The 15,280-nt window shown below is 37.6% G+C and carries 19 protein-coding genes and 1 pseudogene; 19 read left to right on the top strand and 1 reads right to left on the bottom strand.

Translation table 11 applies throughout. From position 1 onward, the window contains the following. Positions 1–125: helix-turn-helix domain-containing protein (locus tag A5N85_RS17780; RefSeq protein ID WP_143143250.1), on the bottom strand; the 125-nt coding region annotated here is incomplete at its 3' end. A 255-nt stretch (positions 126–380) separates the two neighbouring features. On the opposite strand from A5N85_RS17780, the gene A5N85_RS11005 reads away from it, so the two are divergent. The 19 genes and pseudogenes from A5N85_RS11005 to A5N85_RS10915 all read left to right on the top strand — a co-directional run bounded on the left by A5N85_RS11005 (position 381) and on the right by A5N85_RS10915 (position 15,229). After that, positions 381–869, top strand: a complete 489-nt coding sequence (locus tag A5N85_RS11005; RefSeq protein ID WP_072577268.1) for a lytic transglycosylase domain-containing protein — start codon at positions 381–383, stop codon at positions 867–869. Then, complete coding sequence (locus A5N85_RS11000; RefSeq protein ID WP_072577267.1) at positions 866–1,324, top strand: hypothetical protein; 459 nt, start codon at positions 866–868, stop codon at positions 1,322–1,324. Before A5N85_RS11005 ends, A5N85_RS11000 begins: the two co-directional genes overlap by 4 nt. Beyond that, positions 1,321–1,905 carry a P-loop NTPase family protein gene (locus A5N85_RS16255; RefSeq protein WP_072577266.1) on the top strand — a complete coding sequence of 195 codons (585 nt, stop codon included), beginning with the start codon at positions 1,321–1,323 and terminating at the stop codon, positions 1,903–1,905. Before A5N85_RS11000 ends, A5N85_RS16255 begins: the two co-directional genes overlap by 4 nt. An 85-nt stretch (positions 1,906–1,990) precedes the next feature. Continuing rightward, a pseudogene (locus A5N85_RS16250) lies at positions 1,991–2,410 on the top strand (type IV conjugative transfer system coupling protein TraD); the annotation flags it as partial. Between the two features lie 264 nt (positions 2,411–2,674). Next, entirely contained in the window at positions 2,675–3,631 is a 957-nt protein-coding gene (locus A5N85_RS16245) for a TraM recognition domain-containing protein (RefSeq protein WP_211268180.1), read from the top strand. Continuing rightward, positions 3,624–4,319: a TIGR03747 family integrating conjugative element membrane protein gene (locus A5N85_RS10980; protein WP_072577263.1), complete on the top strand. Its 696-nt coding sequence runs from the start codon at positions 3,624–3,626 to the stop codon at positions 4,317–4,319. Before A5N85_RS16245 ends, A5N85_RS10980 begins: the two co-directional genes overlap by 8 nt. Positions 4,320–4,327: 8 nt before the next feature. Beyond that, a complete protein-coding gene (locus A5N85_RS10975; protein ID WP_072577262.1) occupies positions 4,328–4,645 on the top strand; it encodes an RAQPRD family integrative conjugative element protein in 318 nt (105 codons plus the stop codon). Continuing rightward, positions 4,645–4,917: a hypothetical protein gene (locus A5N85_RS10970; RefSeq protein WP_072577261.1), complete on the top strand. Its 273-nt coding sequence runs from the start codon at positions 4,645–4,647 to the stop codon at positions 4,915–4,917. The genes A5N85_RS10975 and A5N85_RS10970 overlap by 1 nt, the downstream gene beginning before the upstream one ends. A 26-nt stretch (positions 4,918–4,943) precedes the next feature. After that, the gene (locus A5N85_RS10965; RefSeq protein WP_072577260.1) at positions 4,944–5,339 is read left to right on the top strand and encodes a hypothetical protein; all 396 of its coding nucleotides are present in this window, start codon (positions 4,944–4,946) and stop codon (positions 5,337–5,339) included. A gap of 7 nt (positions 5,340–5,346) precedes the next feature. After that, the gene (locus A5N85_RS10960; RefSeq protein ID WP_072577259.1) at positions 5,347–5,694 is read left to right on the top strand and encodes a DUF3487 family protein; all 348 of its coding nucleotides are present in this window, start codon (positions 5,347–5,349) and stop codon (positions 5,692–5,694) included. Further along, positions 5,691–6,320 (top strand): DUF2895 family protein, encoded by a 630-nt coding sequence (locus A5N85_RS10955; protein ID WP_072577258.1) that lies wholly within the window; start codon positions 5,691–5,693, stop codon positions 6,318–6,320. Before A5N85_RS10960 ends, A5N85_RS10955 begins: the two co-directional genes overlap by 4 nt. Continuing rightward, complete coding sequence (locus tag A5N85_RS10950; RefSeq protein WP_072577257.1) at positions 6,317–7,162, top strand: DUF3438 family protein; 846 nt, start codon at positions 6,317–6,319, stop codon at positions 7,160–7,162. The genes A5N85_RS10955 and A5N85_RS10950 overlap by 4 nt, the downstream gene beginning before the upstream one ends. Then, positions 7,162–8,418 carry a hypothetical protein gene (locus A5N85_RS10945; protein ID WP_072577256.1) on the top strand — a complete coding sequence of 419 codons (1,257 nt, stop codon included), beginning with the start codon at positions 7,162–7,164 and terminating at the stop codon, positions 8,416–8,418. Before A5N85_RS10950 ends, A5N85_RS10945 begins: the two co-directional genes overlap by 1 nt. A 171-nt stretch (positions 8,419–8,589) precedes the next feature. After that, on the top strand, positions 8,590–8,781 hold the full coding sequence (locus A5N85_RS15740) for a hypothetical protein (RefSeq protein WP_072577255.1): 192 nt from the start codon (positions 8,590–8,592) through the stop codon (positions 8,779–8,781). Continuing rightward, positions 8,771–9,196, top strand: a complete 426-nt coding sequence (locus tag A5N85_RS10935; protein WP_072577254.1) for a TIGR03751 family conjugal transfer lipoprotein — start codon at positions 8,771–8,773, stop codon at positions 9,194–9,196. The genes A5N85_RS15740 and A5N85_RS10935 overlap by 11 nt, the downstream gene beginning before the upstream one ends. After that, complete coding sequence (locus A5N85_RS10930; protein WP_072577253.1) at positions 9,193–11,961, top strand: conjugative transfer ATPase; 2,769 nt, start codon at positions 9,193–9,195, stop codon at positions 11,959–11,961. The genes A5N85_RS10935 and A5N85_RS10930 overlap by 4 nt, the downstream gene beginning before the upstream one ends. After that, positions 11,931–13,250: a hypothetical protein gene (locus A5N85_RS10925; protein ID WP_143143260.1), complete on the top strand. Its 1,320-nt coding sequence runs from the start codon at positions 11,931–11,933 to the stop codon at positions 13,248–13,250. The genes A5N85_RS10930 and A5N85_RS10925 overlap by 31 nt, the downstream gene beginning before the upstream one ends. 2 nt (positions 13,251–13,252) lie before the next feature. After that, positions 13,253–13,702: a hypothetical protein gene (locus A5N85_RS10920; protein ID WP_072577251.1), complete on the top strand. Its 450-nt coding sequence runs from the start codon at positions 13,253–13,255 to the stop codon at positions 13,700–13,702. Positions 13,703–13,717: 15 nt separating this feature from the next. Next, the gene (locus tag A5N85_RS10915; RefSeq protein WP_072577250.1) at positions 13,718–15,229 is read left to right on the top strand and encodes a conjugal transfer protein TraG N-terminal domain-containing protein; all 1,512 of its coding nucleotides are present in this window, start codon (positions 13,718–13,720) and stop codon (positions 15,227–15,229) included. Positions 15,230–15,280 lie beyond the last annotated feature (51 nt).

The raw sequence follows: 15,280 nt of genomic DNA, 5'->3' as shown, positions 1-15,280 counted from the left end.
GGATTTTTAATCCAGCTATAGACGGTGAATTTGCTGATCTTGTAGCGCTTTGCAACAGCGCGCCAAGTTTCTCCATTAGCAATATCGTTAAGAATTTTCTGTCGGAATTGGCTGCAGTAGGTCATAGGATATGCTCAGTTTGTTTTTGATAATTCTACTACAAGTTGTTCTTTATATCTGCTTTGGATAGATTGGATTATAAGTGATTTGACTATATCCCTTGGCCGTGGATTATCTGGAAAACTGATGGTTCAGCTATCAAACTCCGTAGTCAACTAGATTTAATTCGATACTTACAAGTCGATCAATCTGCAAAATACGGCTTATTTAAGCTGCAATTAAAAGATTTTTCTAGTCACACAACTTTAACTTTAGCTGAAATGACCAACCCAGTCATGCAAGCTGATTTAGTCGCTAAAAGACTTAAATTGTCTTCCCCTGCACAGTTTTATCAAAACAAAGCACAAATTAAGCTCGGCACTTATACCGATATTATTAATGCAGCTGCTCAAAGGCATAACATTGATCCTGCTTTAATCGCAGCGGTCATAAAACAAGAGTCTGCTTCAAATCCTAGAGCCATTTCACACAAAGGGGCTGTCGGGCTAATGCAAATCATGCCTGCTACAGCATCTACTCTTGGTGTACACAATCTAAAAGATCTGCTCAATCCTGAAATTAATATACATATCGGCGCAAAGTATCTTGCCGAACAATTAAGAACATTTGGCAATCTTGATCTCGCTCTAGCTGCTTATAACGCAGGACCTGGGGCAGTCAAAAAATACGGAAATACGATACCTCCTTATCGCGAGACACGCCGTTATGTCTCAAAAGTCACTAACTACTACCAAGAGATAAAAAAATGAAAAAGTACTTATTACTGGCCATCAATACCATTGCAGTTTCAACGTTTGCACAAAATCAGTCTGTAACAGAATTAACAACCGATCAAGAACTGAAACAGCTTGAGAAAATTGCGCGTGAACAACAAATTAAACCTGTAGAAAATAAGTCATTCCAAGCATATCAAGCCAAGGGAAAAGGGCAATTATCAATCGTGCCTATCAAATTACTTGTAATTGGAACAGATCCATTATCCGTAGAATTTATCAAAAAATATCAAACGTTATTAAGCGATCCTACGGTAAATATCACTTTAATTGGAACAGAAAAAAATCTACAACAATTTAAAGAGGCTTATCCAAATATAAAAGCCAAAATCACCTTACACCCTCATGATGTCAGACTCGACATGATGCTTGATGTATTAGATATCAGATTTTATCCAGCTTACTATGATAATGGACGGGTATCACCATGAGTCAAATCTATGAGCATGAAGCACTACTAAGAGACCCGTTTGAATATGTTTCTGCGACTGCTTATTTTGCAGGTGCTGCTTCTTTGGTGATTGGTAGTGAACTTGCTTTTGTTGTACCCGTGATTGCTTATACTGGAGCAGCAGTATTTACGTTGAGAGGCATTCAACGTTTTAGACAAGCACGAAAAGTTCGACAGTATCAAAAAAATTTAACTCGCCTACCCATTTATAAAATGAGTAGTTCCCAGTTAGCTAAATCCTATAAAAAACAGTTTTTAGGCATGGGATTTACTTGGACAGCAATACATGCGCAAAGAATTTATGATGCCGAATTGCCTAGAAACGAAAAATATATTCGCTTGCCAAAATTATATCGCTGGGTTAGAAAATTCGTTTATCAAAATGAAAATAATCGTAGATTAAAATTACTGGTTAAATTTTTAGACTCAGACCATTTTTTAAATCCCTGGAAACCTTTGCCTGACTTGGAAGGAAAAAGCTATCTACATGCCGTAGGAATGCCAGAGGGTGAAGAAAAAATCTTACAACCATTATCTACCCGTGTTGCGCATACATTATAGTGCGATCAGCTAAAAAACAAAACATCCTATAGCCCTTATCTAGCCATTCTGGCGGTAGATAACGTTCTGTTTTTTAGCTGATTTGACTATAGTCATGGGAACAACGCGTGTTGGTAAGACACGACTAGCAGAAATTTTAATTACACAAGATATCCATCGAGGAGACGTTGTTATCGTTTTTGATCCCAAAGGAGATCAGGAATTATTACTACGGATGTATACCGAAGCGAAAAAAGCAGGTCGTGAAGACCAGTTTTATATGTTTCATTTAGGCTATCCAGAATTTTCTGCTCAATATAACCCTGTTGGCTCTTTCTTACGGGTAACTAAAGTTGCAACTAGAATTGCCAACCAAATGCCAGGAGAAGGGCAGTCATTAGCGTTTCGAGAATTTGTTTGGGGATTTGTAAACCAAATAGCGAAAGGGTTGGTTTTATTAGGGCGCTCTCCCTCTTATCCCATTATCAAAATGTATGCACAAGATGTCGATCCATTGTTCATTGACGTTATGACAACGCTTTTCGAAAAATACGTAAATAGCTATCAGAAGCGTATTGCTGAATTTGAAGCAGCTCTTGATATGAAAGCTGAAGATCGACGCAAAGCTGGATTTGATTTTACGTTGCCTCGCTCTATGCAAGATAGAAGCAAATTAGGAAAGGCAATGTGGCTTTTATATTGAGAAATTCACCAAAGATTACCCTTAACTGATACAGAAAGAGACGTTGGTAATTCTCTGATGAAAGCGTTTTCGACGGATTCTAGTTATATGGCAAAGCTAGTTGCATCACTAGACCCATTTCTCGAAAAGATGACAACTGGAGCAGTTTCTCAGCTAGTTGCACCCGATTATAGCGACCCAAATAAAGATGTTTTCAGTTGGTCACAAATCATTCAATCTGGCGGCATCGTCTATGTTGGTTTAGATGCCTTATCTGACGCAGAAGTTGCGGCAACCGTTGGTAATTCAATGTTTGCTGATTTGACCTCTATCGCAGGACGACTATATAAACATGGGACAGATCACGGGTTACCCGAATATAGAAATACAGGCTATACCCCTAAAATTTGTTTACACGCAGACGAGTTTAATGAACTAGCTGGACCAGAATTCGTTCCTATGCTGAATAAAGCAGGGGGAGCAGGTATACAAGTCACCGCCTATACCCAAACCTTATCGGATATAGAGGCGAGAATTGGCTCAAAACCAAAAGCAGAACAGATGCTTGGAAACTTTAATAGCCTTATTATGCTTCGTGTTTTGAATGAAACTACTGCTAAAATTATTACTGAGAAGCAAACTCAGGTAAACGTTTCTCATCTCTCAACTTTTTCAAGTGCATCTGATAATAGCGATATTACCAGTGATGTCATTTTCTCATCCTCTACGCAGTCACGTGAAACCACTAAAGCCGTTGATTTAATCAGAGTGTCTGATCTTTCACAGCTACCTAAAGGGCAAGCATTTGCCTTATTAGATGGCGGTAATCTCTATAAATTACGAATCCCTTGGTTGCGGTTTGATAAAAACGAAAAAATCCCTGAAAACATCGCTATTGTCGCGAGTGATATGCGCAAACGCTATCAAACAATAGGAGATGAATGGTCTAAATATCATGAGTATCTAAATGTACCTGAAGTCGTGAATCACGGTAGGTCAGATAATTTATACAACATAATGCTAGATGATTTAGGAACAATTGGACGAGAGGATTTCAATGGCTGAAAAAAAATCCTCTGAGAAACGTGGGCCAGGAATGCTATCCCCAATTACATTCCTATTAAAACTTAGTTTCGGAATTATCTCTTTCCTAATATTTACCACCATTATGAGCATATTGCTTGATTGGTTCGGTATTTTTATGGGGTGGTGGGATACCAGTCACCAATTAAATGTCATGAAACAGGAGATTGCCTATTTAGGCAAAAACTTCACAACATCTATTTTTGGCTTACCGCCTGCTGATATAGCGATATTAATTGCAGCTAAAATCCATGATTGGCTTTCACTACCCAACGTTATTGGAAATCAGCAATACGGTTTTATGAGGCATGTCAGTAGCGTGCTTAAATCAATTGAACCCTATTGGCAAAACATTGTCTATAGCGTCATGGTTACTGCCATACGCTGTTTCATTATTTTATTAAGTACCGCTTTCTATGTTCTCGTATTTTTTGTTGCCATGATTGATGGATTAGTCCAACGCGAATTAAGAAAGGTTGGTGGCGGTTTAGAACACGCTCAGCTTTTTCACCATGCTAAAACGTGGGTAGGTAGAGTGCTAGTTATCTCTCCTGTGTTGTATTTATCTTGGCCTAATGCCGTTAATCCTGCATGGATAGTAATGCCATCCGCATTTTTATTTGGATTTACAACTTACCTGACGTTCTCAACCTACAAAAAATATCTTTAGGAGACAGTATGAAATTCAAACCGTTTTTATTGGGCTGTTTACTTTTCACCTTGCCTACACATGCAGATGAAAGCGTATGGCAACAGCAACAACGTGATATTGCCGAAATTGTCAAAGAATTGAATTATCTCATTGAAGTTACTAAGCAATTACAAATTAATTATAAGGAGGATGGCTCAAAAATACGATTTAACTACGTTGCTTTAATCGCTCAGTTAAGAGCAGCGCGAGATGGCGCGCAGGAATATCTAAACGATAATTTGATGGAACTGCATACCGCACCTCCACCTGTTATTAAAAGCTCTATGACAAAGGTAGCACCATAATGGCAGATAAAGCTGTAGACGTTTCTAAAGCGATAAAGGCTTTTGATACGGGCTCAGGAATGTCTCATTTCGGCTCTATTTTACAGTGGAGTATTTTGGTTATTTCTGTGATTTTATTGTTTTCTATAGCAATTTTAGCAATAAAATCAGAGATAAAGCTAGGTGGTTTAGCGCCTGAGAAGGCCATCATCAATATGGTGGTCATTCTACTTTCTATCATTTTACTTCTACTCATTTTTATGGTGATGGCAGGCATTGCTAATCATCCATGATGTTTCAATATTCATAAGGATTAAATATGCTCAAATTAAACAATGTTTTCAATCGGATGAATACATTAATGTTATTTGCTATGGTTTTATTTCAGACATCTGCTTTCGGGCAAGCTGTTAGCAATCCACTAGCAAATGTTTCTTTAACGGGCGCTGCTGGAAACACTGACCTCAAATCAAGCATGGGGTTTTGGATTAAATTACTCATTGTAGCGTTAACTTTCGTCATTCTATTTTTTGCTTTCTCTAAGTCGATTCTCGGCATTTTTTCTTCATTACAAGATGCTCGCCGAGATAATGCTTGGGGAGATTTCTTTATCAACTTACTAATGGTTTTCATCGGACTAGGGGTTGCCATTTTCCTTGGATATCTAGAATTTGAACTCATTGATAAATATAGCGAATATTGGGACAAAATGTAGGAAAAGTATGAAACCGAGCATGATTTTAACGGAACTTGAACGAGAGCCAATTGTCTATTTTGGCTGCACATGGACAGAAATTATTCGTGCCACCCAATCAGGGATGATGATGGGAGCGATTTTAGGCTTAGTGGTTGGTGCAAGTGTTGGCATATTAGTTAATGGTGGCATTGGCTTTTTATGTGGCTTTCTATTTCTCATGGGATCAAGTGCCGTTATTACCATGCGTAAGTTAGGCAAGATCCGCACATTGCGTGCGGGTCGCCCACTTTTTTATGAGAAACACGTTTTGAATTATAGAAGCAGTAAATTTGTACAGCCTGCAAAGCGTTATCAAAGAGAGAGAAATACATGATACCTAAAGATAATAAAGAGAAAATGGCAATGGAAGGGCGGATTAAAAATCGTATTATCTTTATCTTGCTAAGCATTATCGCCTTTGCACTATATAAATTTTCTACCTATCCCCACCAATTAGTAGTGTATACCGCACCTGATGTTACCAAGGGCTTTTTGCAAAAGCCTGAAGAAGTCCCTGAAACCGCCATCTATGGATTTGCACGAACGCTTTGGGAAAGTTTGAATTACTGTAAAGAAAGCTGTGCAACAGAATATAAAGAAAATCTAAATCGCTATCGAGCTTTTTTAACTAACCAATGTTATACCGATTTAAACAGCCGTTTTGATAGACAAATAGACTATATGGGCTCAAGAGCTCGACGTCTAACACCTACTGAAAATGCTGTTTTTGATATTAGCCGAGTAAAAAAAATCACGCCAGAGCTTTGGTACGTCGTTCTTGAGTATACCTTAGATGAAGATATCAATGGTGTAACTACTCGCAAACAAATTATGCAATATCCACTTAAGGTTACATTTAGCCATTCTCCGACCCAGTTTAACCCCTGGGCGCTATCGATTGATTGTTACTGGCAAGAACCTAGTGTTGTTAAATATGATGATCTAAAGGATGTAAAATGATAAAAAAAGCATTCTATGGCTTATGCTTACTCACCCTTGCTCACACCCTATCTGCTAAAGAAATTTTATTGAGTAATGCACCTGTCAACGTTGCATTGCCAATGAATCAAGAAATTCGGATTGAATTTCCTGAAACCGTTATTGATCTTAATTTACCAACGGAATTAACGGATTCAGTTGATACATTTTTAAAGCCAGATGGCGTGTTATTTTGGAAAGCTAAGCGATCTATAACCAATTCCAGAGTGATTGCAACGACTGCTGCAGGGCAAGTCATTTTATTAGATATCCATACAACACCAAATGTTTCGCAAGATCAAGATGAACAGGTTTTACAGCTCATTACTTCTGAGCAATTAGCCCAAAGAAAAAGTATCGCACCTGAAACAGATAATAGTGATGTTCCTGAAGTCTTACGGGGCAATTATGATTTAGATAATGGACAATCTTCTGCTAAAAAACGCTCACCAAATTATATAGACCTTGCTCGCTTTGCCTATCAGCACTATATCGGACCAACAAGGTTAATAGAGAATTTACCTGCAACACGATTAAAAACCCCCATTTTAGGTAAGTTTCGCTTTTTACGCGTTTGGAATAATAGACTTGATATAAGTATCCTGAATGCCTGGCGTTATGACAAATACTATATCACTGCTGTTGGCGTAAAAAATAAAGGTCATATTGCTTATCGTTTCGACCCAAGAGCCATTAGAGGTAATTTTGAATTTGTTTCTGCATTGTATGAAGTTCTTGAACCTAGAGGAATGAAATATGACAGAGATGTATGGGTATTTATCTCTCTAATGCCATTTGAGCAAGCTATTCGGGGAGGTCGATAATGAAATTAGCAAAAGTTGCGGCGCTTTTCGTTTTGGTGATTTTAGTTGCTATAGCGTCAATGGTTATTTTTAAGAACAAAAATAACAATATAAGTTTTGGAAACAATGCAATAACCAACCCGTTGGCGGAACAAAAAAGTGCGGAGGATCTGACTTATGCGCAGGAAGTTCGCACCTATAGTGCGCAATTTCGGCAAATAAAGGAAGCATTGGAGGAACAAACAAGAAGAAATGCTGAAGAAAAGGCAAGAATGCAAGCCGAAATTGACCGCTTAAAACTTGAGCAATCCAGAAATGATAAAACAAGAGAGCAAGCCCAGCTCAACACACAAATTCAACAACTGGAAAATCAAAATAAAGCGATTGATCAGCAAAATACTGAACTTAAAGCTCAGCTAGGCAACTTAGAAAATCGCCTGCAGGAATTGATGAGTAATGCGGGCAATAAGATTCAGGAATTTGATTCATCAAAAGTTGAAGCAGCGGTTAATGATAAAGTCTCTGCCCTGGAACAAAAAATCGTCGATCTAACCTCTCAATTGTCTCAACGTGCTGAAAAACCGATTTCGTCTATCAATACAGATGATAATCCATTTACAACAGCTACAACTTCCTCAATAACAGAAGCCATTCGTCCTTCAACGGGCACGGATAATGAAGCTAATGTAGAGCAAGTAGAAAGACCTGAAAGAACACATTTTTCACCCTACGGGCTTGGAGTAATATCCTCTAAAGGGAGTAATAATCCATTTTCAAGTTTTGGTGGCGGAAATCTATTACCTGATTTGCCTAGAGTAAATACCAATAATATTAATACAAAGACAAATCCTGTCGGTGTAACCATTGCATCTGTCAATCCTAAACAGGAGCGAACAATATGGCCTGTTTACACTCTCCCTATAACAACAATATTGAGCGATAGTGTTCTATTGACTCCCCTAGTTGGACGAGTGCCTTACGGGGGTAATGTCAATGATCCATTCAAATTCGAGTTAGAAATTGGTGCAGATAATTTAGCTGCTAATGGTCATCAAATTCCAGGGATTGCCAAAATGGTGGCAATGGGAACGGCTATAGGTAATCGCGAGCAACAATGTGTGCGCGCAGCTATTCAAACAATTACTTTTATTTTTAAAGATGGGCGGATTAGCACGGTTAATGGAGGTAATAGCGGTTCAGGAGAAGGTGCGGGACAAGGAAGTCCTTATTCAGGCTTAGCTTATTTGACAGATGAATGGGGTAAACCTTGTATTTGAGGTGCTTATATCAATAATGCTGAACAATATTTAAAAGGCAGAAGTGCAGCAGCTTTTCTTCAAGGCTTAGCTGCTGCTTACGGCGCATCACAGACTACAACGGATAGTAGTGGGTTAGGACTACAGCAATATGTCAGTGGCAATACCTATACATATGCAGCCTCTCAAGGCTTGTCAAATACTGCGCAATCCATTGCTGACTATATTGCACAGCGTGCCGTCGATGCATTTGATGTTGTATATGTGCCTCAAGCAAAAAAAGTGCAGCTAATTGTAGAGCAACAAATTGATATTGATTACAACACGCAAGCACGAAAAATCTCATATATCTATGATGAAAAAGGAAGCATAAATGATGACTAAATATTTTTCGTTACCGATATTTGCTGTCTTAGGGCTAACCGCCTGTAGCAGTCAAAATGGTCATTTATTGCCTGATGGCGGACCAACGCCTCAAGAAATTATGAGTGGAGACTATCTTAACGATAATCACAAGACAGTCAGTCGACCAAATGCTAGATATATTAATAATTATCTTATTGAGGACACCGTAGAAATTGTTGATGTTCCATCAATGTCAACCATTACCTCATCACATCTCAATGAACTGAATCAGGATTTTAAAAGTGTTCCTAATCCACAGTTAATCGGGTATATCTATCCGCACTTTAATAGTAGTGGTATGCCTGTCCCAGGATATTTCACTACTTTTAGATTATATAAACAAAATCATTATGCTTTACGAGAAGAAGGTTCAGCAGAGGGCTTTACACCATGAATGCTCTAACCAATCTTTTATTAAGATTATCAGGAATAGCGCCATTTATTGGACCAATCCCTCTTTCGGAGGTCGAACATAAAAATTTGTTTAAAGCCGATCTTTCTTTTGTTGACCATTTTCCGGTTGTAGGCTTCAACAAAGACACAAAAACTTTCGAACTGGATGATGGTATTAATGTTGGAGCGGTGTGGGAGTTATCTGCAGCTGACATGGATGCTAAGCCTGAAGACACCTTATCAGATTTTTCAGACCAACTTGCATCAGCATTACAACAATTACCGCAAGAAGATACCAGTGCTCCTTACATCGTACAAATATATGTGCAATCAGCAGAAATAGATAATCTAGGTGATTATATGATTGCACAAATGCCTAATCATTTGAAAGATGACAAATTATCATTATCTGTTGCTGAAATGATGCGTCAGCATCATAAGCTCATAACACATGAACAAGGCGCATTTCCAGACTCTCGAACAGCACAAGATAAAGGTTGGCGCGTATCAACACAAAAAATATATCTTTGTGTATATCGTATTGAAACAGAAGCTTATTGGAAAAAACAAAGAAAAACGCCTGAAAAAAAACTCATAGATGATATGGGCGCTTTTTTAGCAGCATTAAATGGACTACGCATATCTTCCCGAATTCTAGATGATTATGAACTCATTAATTGGCTGGCGTCTTATTTTTCAGTTGGCCAATTTGAAAAAAACTCTCGAGCAGAACACGAAAGTAAGCAGACTCTCGCTTCTTATGATGTTGGACAGCAATGTTTCATGATTCAGCCGAGCTATGTTGCTAACCCAGAGTTTGAAGAAGAAAGAGGCATTTGGCGATTTGGCAAAAGATATATTAGATATCTTACTACACAAGGACTCAATCAATGTCCAATGGATGGCTGTTTAACGCTTGGAAAACAGCTAGAAGGAGGACAAATATCAGCATCTGTATGGGAACAAATGCCGCCAGGCACAATGATGTGCTGGACCATTATTCCGCAAGCAAAAGCTGTACTTGATGATCACATTGATAAGATTCTAATTTCCGCACAAAAAACATCCTCCGAATCTGCTGATTATGCTGAAGAACAAGCCTTAGCCGCAAAAAAAGAGTGCTCTCGCAATCATCAAAGAATTTATTACACGCAAATAGGTGCTTATCTTTCAGCCAATAGTAAAGATGAGCTATTAGAGCGCACTTTAGTTGCGAGTGATGTCTTAAAAATGAGTCGATGCTTAGATTTTATTCGCCCTGAATATGATTTAATTTCTCAAGACAGCTTTATTAAGTCGTTACCTTTCGTCTATGACTTCAAGCATGACCGTAATAATGCCTTAAGAGCAAGAATGACTTATTTAAGTCAGTTAGCAGCGACATTACCTCTTTTTGGAGCAGAAAGAGGATCGAACAATCTCTGTTATTTAATGTTCAAACGTAATGGCGAGCCTTTTATGTGCAATCCTTATCTTAAGAGTGATCGATCACGGGTAGCACATCAAGTGGTCTTTGGTCCAACGGGTGCAGGTAAATCGGCAACGATGAACTACATGACGATTATGAGCATGGCAATGAATGGTCCACGACAATTTATTTTAGACAAAGGGCGGAGCTTTGAACTTGTTGCTCAATATTACGAAAGTATGGGCAAGAAAGTTAGGAGGTTAACATTTAATGCTGCTTCAACCGATACTTTTCCACCATTTTACTCGACAAAAGAAGCACTAAGAGAAATTGATAATGCTAATCTAACATTGGAAAAAAGCGAGGATAGTGAACAAGAAGAAGAGGAAGAACGTAGTTACCTGTCTGAAATGCTAAATATTCTAAAAATCATGGTAACAGGTGGTCGAAAAGCCGAAGCCGATGCGATGAAACAGTCTGATATTAATTTTCTACAAGAGGCTTTAATCTCAGGTCTAAGGCAATCAGTAAAAAACAACGATCCTCATGCTCGACCAGAGGATGTTTATAACGCTATGATTAAAATGGCAGAAGAAGAAGAGATAGAAGCTTTAAAAATTCGATATCGGGATTTAGCATCATCTGTCCAACTTTGGACAAGAGGACCTCGAGGAAAGCTATTTAATCAACACGGAACAGGATTTGATGCTGATGCAGATTTAACGCTTATTGAAACTGGTTCATTAACCAATGAGGGTAATGAAGACATGTTTGCCATCGCTGGTCTAGCAACACTAACAAATATCACAGCGCTTGGTGAAAAAACCCAAGCTGACGGTAGACATATTGAGGTGTTCTTAGATGAAGGACACTATTGGATGCGATTAGGCTTGTTAATCAGAGGGATGATACAAGCGACAAAGGTCTGGCGTAAATTGGGTATTTGGTTGATTTTTGCCACACAGGACTTCTCGGATTTTGATAATGAAGCTAAAAAAATTCTCTCTCAATCAGAATTTTGGTGGTTGCTCTCGATGGGAGAAGATGAAGCCTCTCAAGTCTCTAAATTTAAAGATTTAACTAAAGAGCAACACTATTTAATTCGGCAAGCCATTATCGAAAAACCTTACTACACCGAAGGTACTTTGTTATCTGATCGATTTGGTTGTGGTCTAAATCGCTATATTCCACCCTCCTTGATTCTAGCGTTAGCACAAACAGATCAGGATGAAAAATCTGAGCGTAAACGTCGCATGAAAGAGCAAGGAATTACAGAACTGGAAGCTGCCATACAAATCGGGCAGGAAATTGATCACAAAAGACGTGAATGGCAAGAGCAAAAGGGAAATCAATCATGAAATTTAAAAAAATCACTCTCATTACTAGTTTACTTTGTTTCAATTGTGCCTATGCACAAATACCAAGTGCTAATCCTAATGATATTTTAGGCGATCCAAGAAATATCATCCGTAGCGATGAAATACCAGCTGGAGAAGAAGGAAGATACTATATTCCAGGCTCTGCCGCAGGTGCAGATAGTATTCCTACTACTTCATACAGCAAAACATTCAAAATGGGCGCAGGGTTTTCATTGGGATTGAATCGACAATGTGGTCAGCTGAATCCTTTTAAGAACATGACCGCTCAATTGAAAGCACAGGTAAAAGAAAAAGCACAGGAATATAAAGCATTTATAAAAACTTTACCTCAACAAATTGCCTCTCAAGCCGTTGAGTATGCACTGATTAAAATCAATCCCGATTTATATCAATTATTACAGCTAAATCTTAGTGAATATTTTGAATTATTTGAGATTAATGTTAAGACTTGTGAAGATGTACAAACAGAAATGGCATCGAATCCTAATGCGGATCCCTTAAGTCATATTGCACAAATAGCCATAGCAGACGAGTGGAAAAGAACAATAGGCACGGATGGATTTGTCAATAGCCGAAATATTAAAGCTCAAATTGAAGATCGAGCCTCCAAAGCTGGTATGAAAATGGCGGATGGAAAGTCATATGGCGGAGAAGGGCAAGAACCGATCAACTTCATCAAGTCAATGGCTATTGCAGGAATTAACACGATTACTGGGCGAACCAATAAATCTTCTTGGAATAGCAGTTTTGGAGCATCTGAGAAAGAGAAAGCCCCTATCCTTAGATATTTTAATTCTCCTCAAGAATTAGTTGATTTTATAGAGAATATCTATGGCTCTGAAGAATTAAGTACATATGCAAATGGGGGAGCAGGTGCAGTATCTACGAAAGCTGGAGTAGGGTATGGGCAGGAATATAGTCGGATAAGAAATCGTAATTTAGTTGCACTTAAACAATATATGCAACGAAAAATTACTCGACAAGCGTTTGAAAAACAAACATTGATACTAATGCCTCCAATTGAGATGGAAGATATTCGTCAAATGCCTCCTTATCAACAGCAACAAGCGCTGGAGGACAAAGCCAAACAAACAGCTATTGATGAACTAACGATTAAACTGAAATTAGCTAAAGATGCATTGAGTGCAGGTGTAAAAGCTGCCGATATGGTGCAATCTTCACTATCAGAAATGGCTAGGAACCGACAAAAAGCACTACATTATCGGATATTAGATGATATCGCTGAACTACATAATTCGAGGTATTGATTATGAAGAAGAAATTTATAAATATCGGTGGAATTGGTAGATTTCTAAAATTTTCTATTTTTCTATTGTTATTTATTTCTCTATCGATCGGCATTTTTTCTTTACTTGGTATACAAAAAGTTCAGGAAATTGAAAATATCATTAATTCAGGATGGTGGATTGCATCAATTATAAGATGGTTAATTATTGGACTAACGATTGCTTTCTTGCCTAAGCTACTACGTTATATGGTTAATAAATTAACGCTTAAAATTAAAAATATTCAGGAACAATTAGATCTTGCTAAGGGTCAAAATGCACAATATGAGACCTTACAGCAACTCCAAAATAGGGTAGAAAATTTAAGCCGAATTAGATCTAGCTATATCAATATGGAGCATCATAAAAAATGGTTGGCATTTAGCCTAATTGGTATAGAAGTTTTCTTCGTTCAATTTCCTCATTTGGTATAGCTAAAGGAGTATTGAATGCAAGTCTCTAGCTATTTAGAAGCTTTTCTAACTGTCTATGGTTGGAAAATATATAACGTATTTTATGCATTACTAGCGTCAACATGGATATTATTTATACCTGTTGCACGTTTAGCATACGACACCTTAATGGAGATTTTTGCTGATCGAGAAGATGTCAGTTATAAGCATTTTAAAATGCAAGTCATTAAATTATGTATGATGTTATTAGTAATTTTTTTAGCAGTTGTACCAGTAGATGCAACAAAAGTAAGAAATACTAAGCTAAGTAGTGTTTGTCAGCATAATAACGGAAAATTAGTAACAGAAACCGATGCGCATCCATCAGGATACAATTATAGATTTGATATTGACGAGGTCGGAAAAATACCTATTTTGCCGTCTTTAGTCATTCGTATAGCACACGGATTAAATAATGTAATTTATAGCAGTATTCCTTGTGTCCCAAATGTAAGAAATTTACAAGGAGCATTGGCAACAACTTATATTCAGGATAGCGTTTTACAGGATGAAATAGAGAGATTCGATAGAGAGTGTGTAGTACCTGCAAGAACTCGAATACAAAATGCAAGTTATAAAAATGCTGATCTTATAAGATTTGTTGCTGAGAATGTTGCAGCTAAAGAACGTGTAGATGTATCAGTAATAACTAACTCTATTGCTAGTCCACTATTAACTATAGCAATGAACGGTAAAAGACTAGATCGCAATTATATACGGCGATTAGCTGACCGCTCTGATTATTATGGCGCTAAGGTTTCTGATAAAGATTTAAATGACTTTGCAGATATTTTAACAGGAAAAACAGGAGGAGTAGATGCGCAAATTATTTATTCAGAAAATCCTGTTATAGGTATTGTAGGAGATAATCCTGATTGTACAGATTTACAAAAGAAAGAGGGAAAATGTATAGTATCTTGCGATAAATGGCTACATGATCCACAAAATGGATTACGAAAAAAAATTATTGGTGCAGCTAAAATTAAAGCGATTTCTGGGTCCTTAGCAGATGAAGCAGTAAGACAAAAATGTAAGGATGATATTGATCGTGTTGGAATAGCGATGATAGGTAATGTCGCAGCTGCTAAAGCTGATAGTTGTGCCAAAAAAATTTATGGAGATTTTGGTTATCATACTCCAGAACAGATGGATAATTATCTTGTGTACTATGCAACCGCATCACGAACACAAAGTCTATTGGATTCAGCTGATAATGAAAAGCTCGAATTTGGTATGATTGGAGGCCTAGTCGGAGGTTTTTTATCTTTTTTCAACAAAAATGCATCTGATGCACTATCAGCTATTAGTGGTAATGTTGCCCAATTTTATGGGGAGATATTTATCACGCGTATTATGCTAAAAATTCTCCAACCTTTACTCTTAATGGGGATTTATTGTTTTTGGGGGTTTTACTTACTCTTTGGTTCTTACCAGAAAGAAACTTTAATTAAGGGTTTGGTACTTATTTTTGTAATTTGTATATTTCCTAGGCTTATGGGCAATTGCTGAACACTTAGATGATCAGCTTTTTGATGCAATAGCACAAAAAAGAGAAGCAAT

Source organism: Suttonella ornithocola, assembly GCF_001889065.1.
GTDB lineage: Bacteria > Pseudomonadota > Gammaproteobacteria > Cardiobacteriales > Cardiobacteriaceae > Suttonella_A > Suttonella_A ornithocola.
This window is presented reverse-complemented; position numbering and strand designations above follow the sequence as displayed.

Excerpts from the sequence above, each read along its gene's own strand:
- A5N85_RS10975 (WP_072577262.1), top strand. The coding sequence starts at position 4,328 with ATGAAATTCAAACCGTTTTTATTGGGCTGTTTACTTTTCACCTTGCCT.
- A5N85_RS10960 (WP_072577259.1), top strand. The coding sequence starts at position 5,347 with ATGAAACCGAGCATGATTTTAACGGAACTTGAACGAGAGCCAATTGTC.
- A5N85_RS10935 (WP_072577254.1), top strand. The coding sequence starts at position 8,771 with ATGATGACTAAATATTTTTCGTTACCGATATTTGCTGTCTTAGGGCTA.
- A5N85_RS10920 (WP_072577251.1), top strand. The coding sequence starts at position 13,253 with ATGAAGAAGAAATTTATAAATATCGGTGGAATTGGTAGATTTCTAAAA.
- A5N85_RS11000 (WP_072577267.1), top strand. The coding sequence starts at position 866 with ATGAAAAAGTACTTATTACTGGCCATCAATACCATTGCAGTTTCAACG.
- A5N85_RS10945 (WP_072577256.1), top strand. The coding sequence starts at position 7,162 with ATGAAATTAGCAAAAGTTGCGGCGCTTTTCGTTTTGGTGATTTTAGTT.
- A5N85_RS16255 (WP_072577266.1), top strand. The coding sequence starts at position 1,321 with ATGAGTCAAATCTATGAGCATGAAGCACTACTAAGAGACCCGTTTGAA.
- A5N85_RS11005 (WP_072577268.1), top strand. The coding sequence starts at position 381 with ATGACCAACCCAGTCATGCAAGCTGATTTAGTCGCTAAAAGACTTAAA.
- A5N85_RS10930 (WP_072577253.1), top strand. The coding sequence starts at position 9,193 with ATGAATGCTCTAACCAATCTTTTATTAAGATTATCAGGAATAGCGCCA.
- A5N85_RS10915 (WP_072577250.1), top strand. The coding sequence starts at position 13,718 with ATGCAAGTCTCTAGCTATTTAGAAGCTTTTCTAACTGTCTATGGTTGG.
- A5N85_RS10965 (WP_072577260.1), top strand. The coding sequence starts at position 4,944 with ATGCTCAAATTAAACAATGTTTTCAATCGGATGAATACATTAATGTTA.
- A5N85_RS10955 (WP_072577258.1), top strand. The coding sequence starts at position 5,691 with ATGATACCTAAAGATAATAAAGAGAAAATGGCAATGGAAGGGCGGATT.
- A5N85_RS10980 (WP_072577263.1), top strand. The coding sequence starts at position 3,624 with ATGGCTGAAAAAAAATCCTCTGAGAAACGTGGGCCAGGAATGCTATCC.
- A5N85_RS10970 (WP_072577261.1), top strand. The coding sequence starts at position 4,645 with ATGGCAGATAAAGCTGTAGACGTTTCTAAAGCGATAAAGGCTTTTGAT.
- A5N85_RS10925 (WP_143143260.1), top strand. The coding sequence starts at position 11,931 with ATGGCAAGAGCAAAAGGGAAATCAATCATGAAATTTAAAAAAATCACT.
- A5N85_RS10950 (WP_072577257.1), top strand. The coding sequence starts at position 6,317 with ATGATAAAAAAAGCATTCTATGGCTTATGCTTACTCACCCTTGCTCAC.
- A5N85_RS16245 (WP_211268180.1), top strand. The coding sequence starts at position 2,675 with ATGGCAAAGCTAGTTGCATCACTAGACCCATTTCTCGAAAAGATGACA.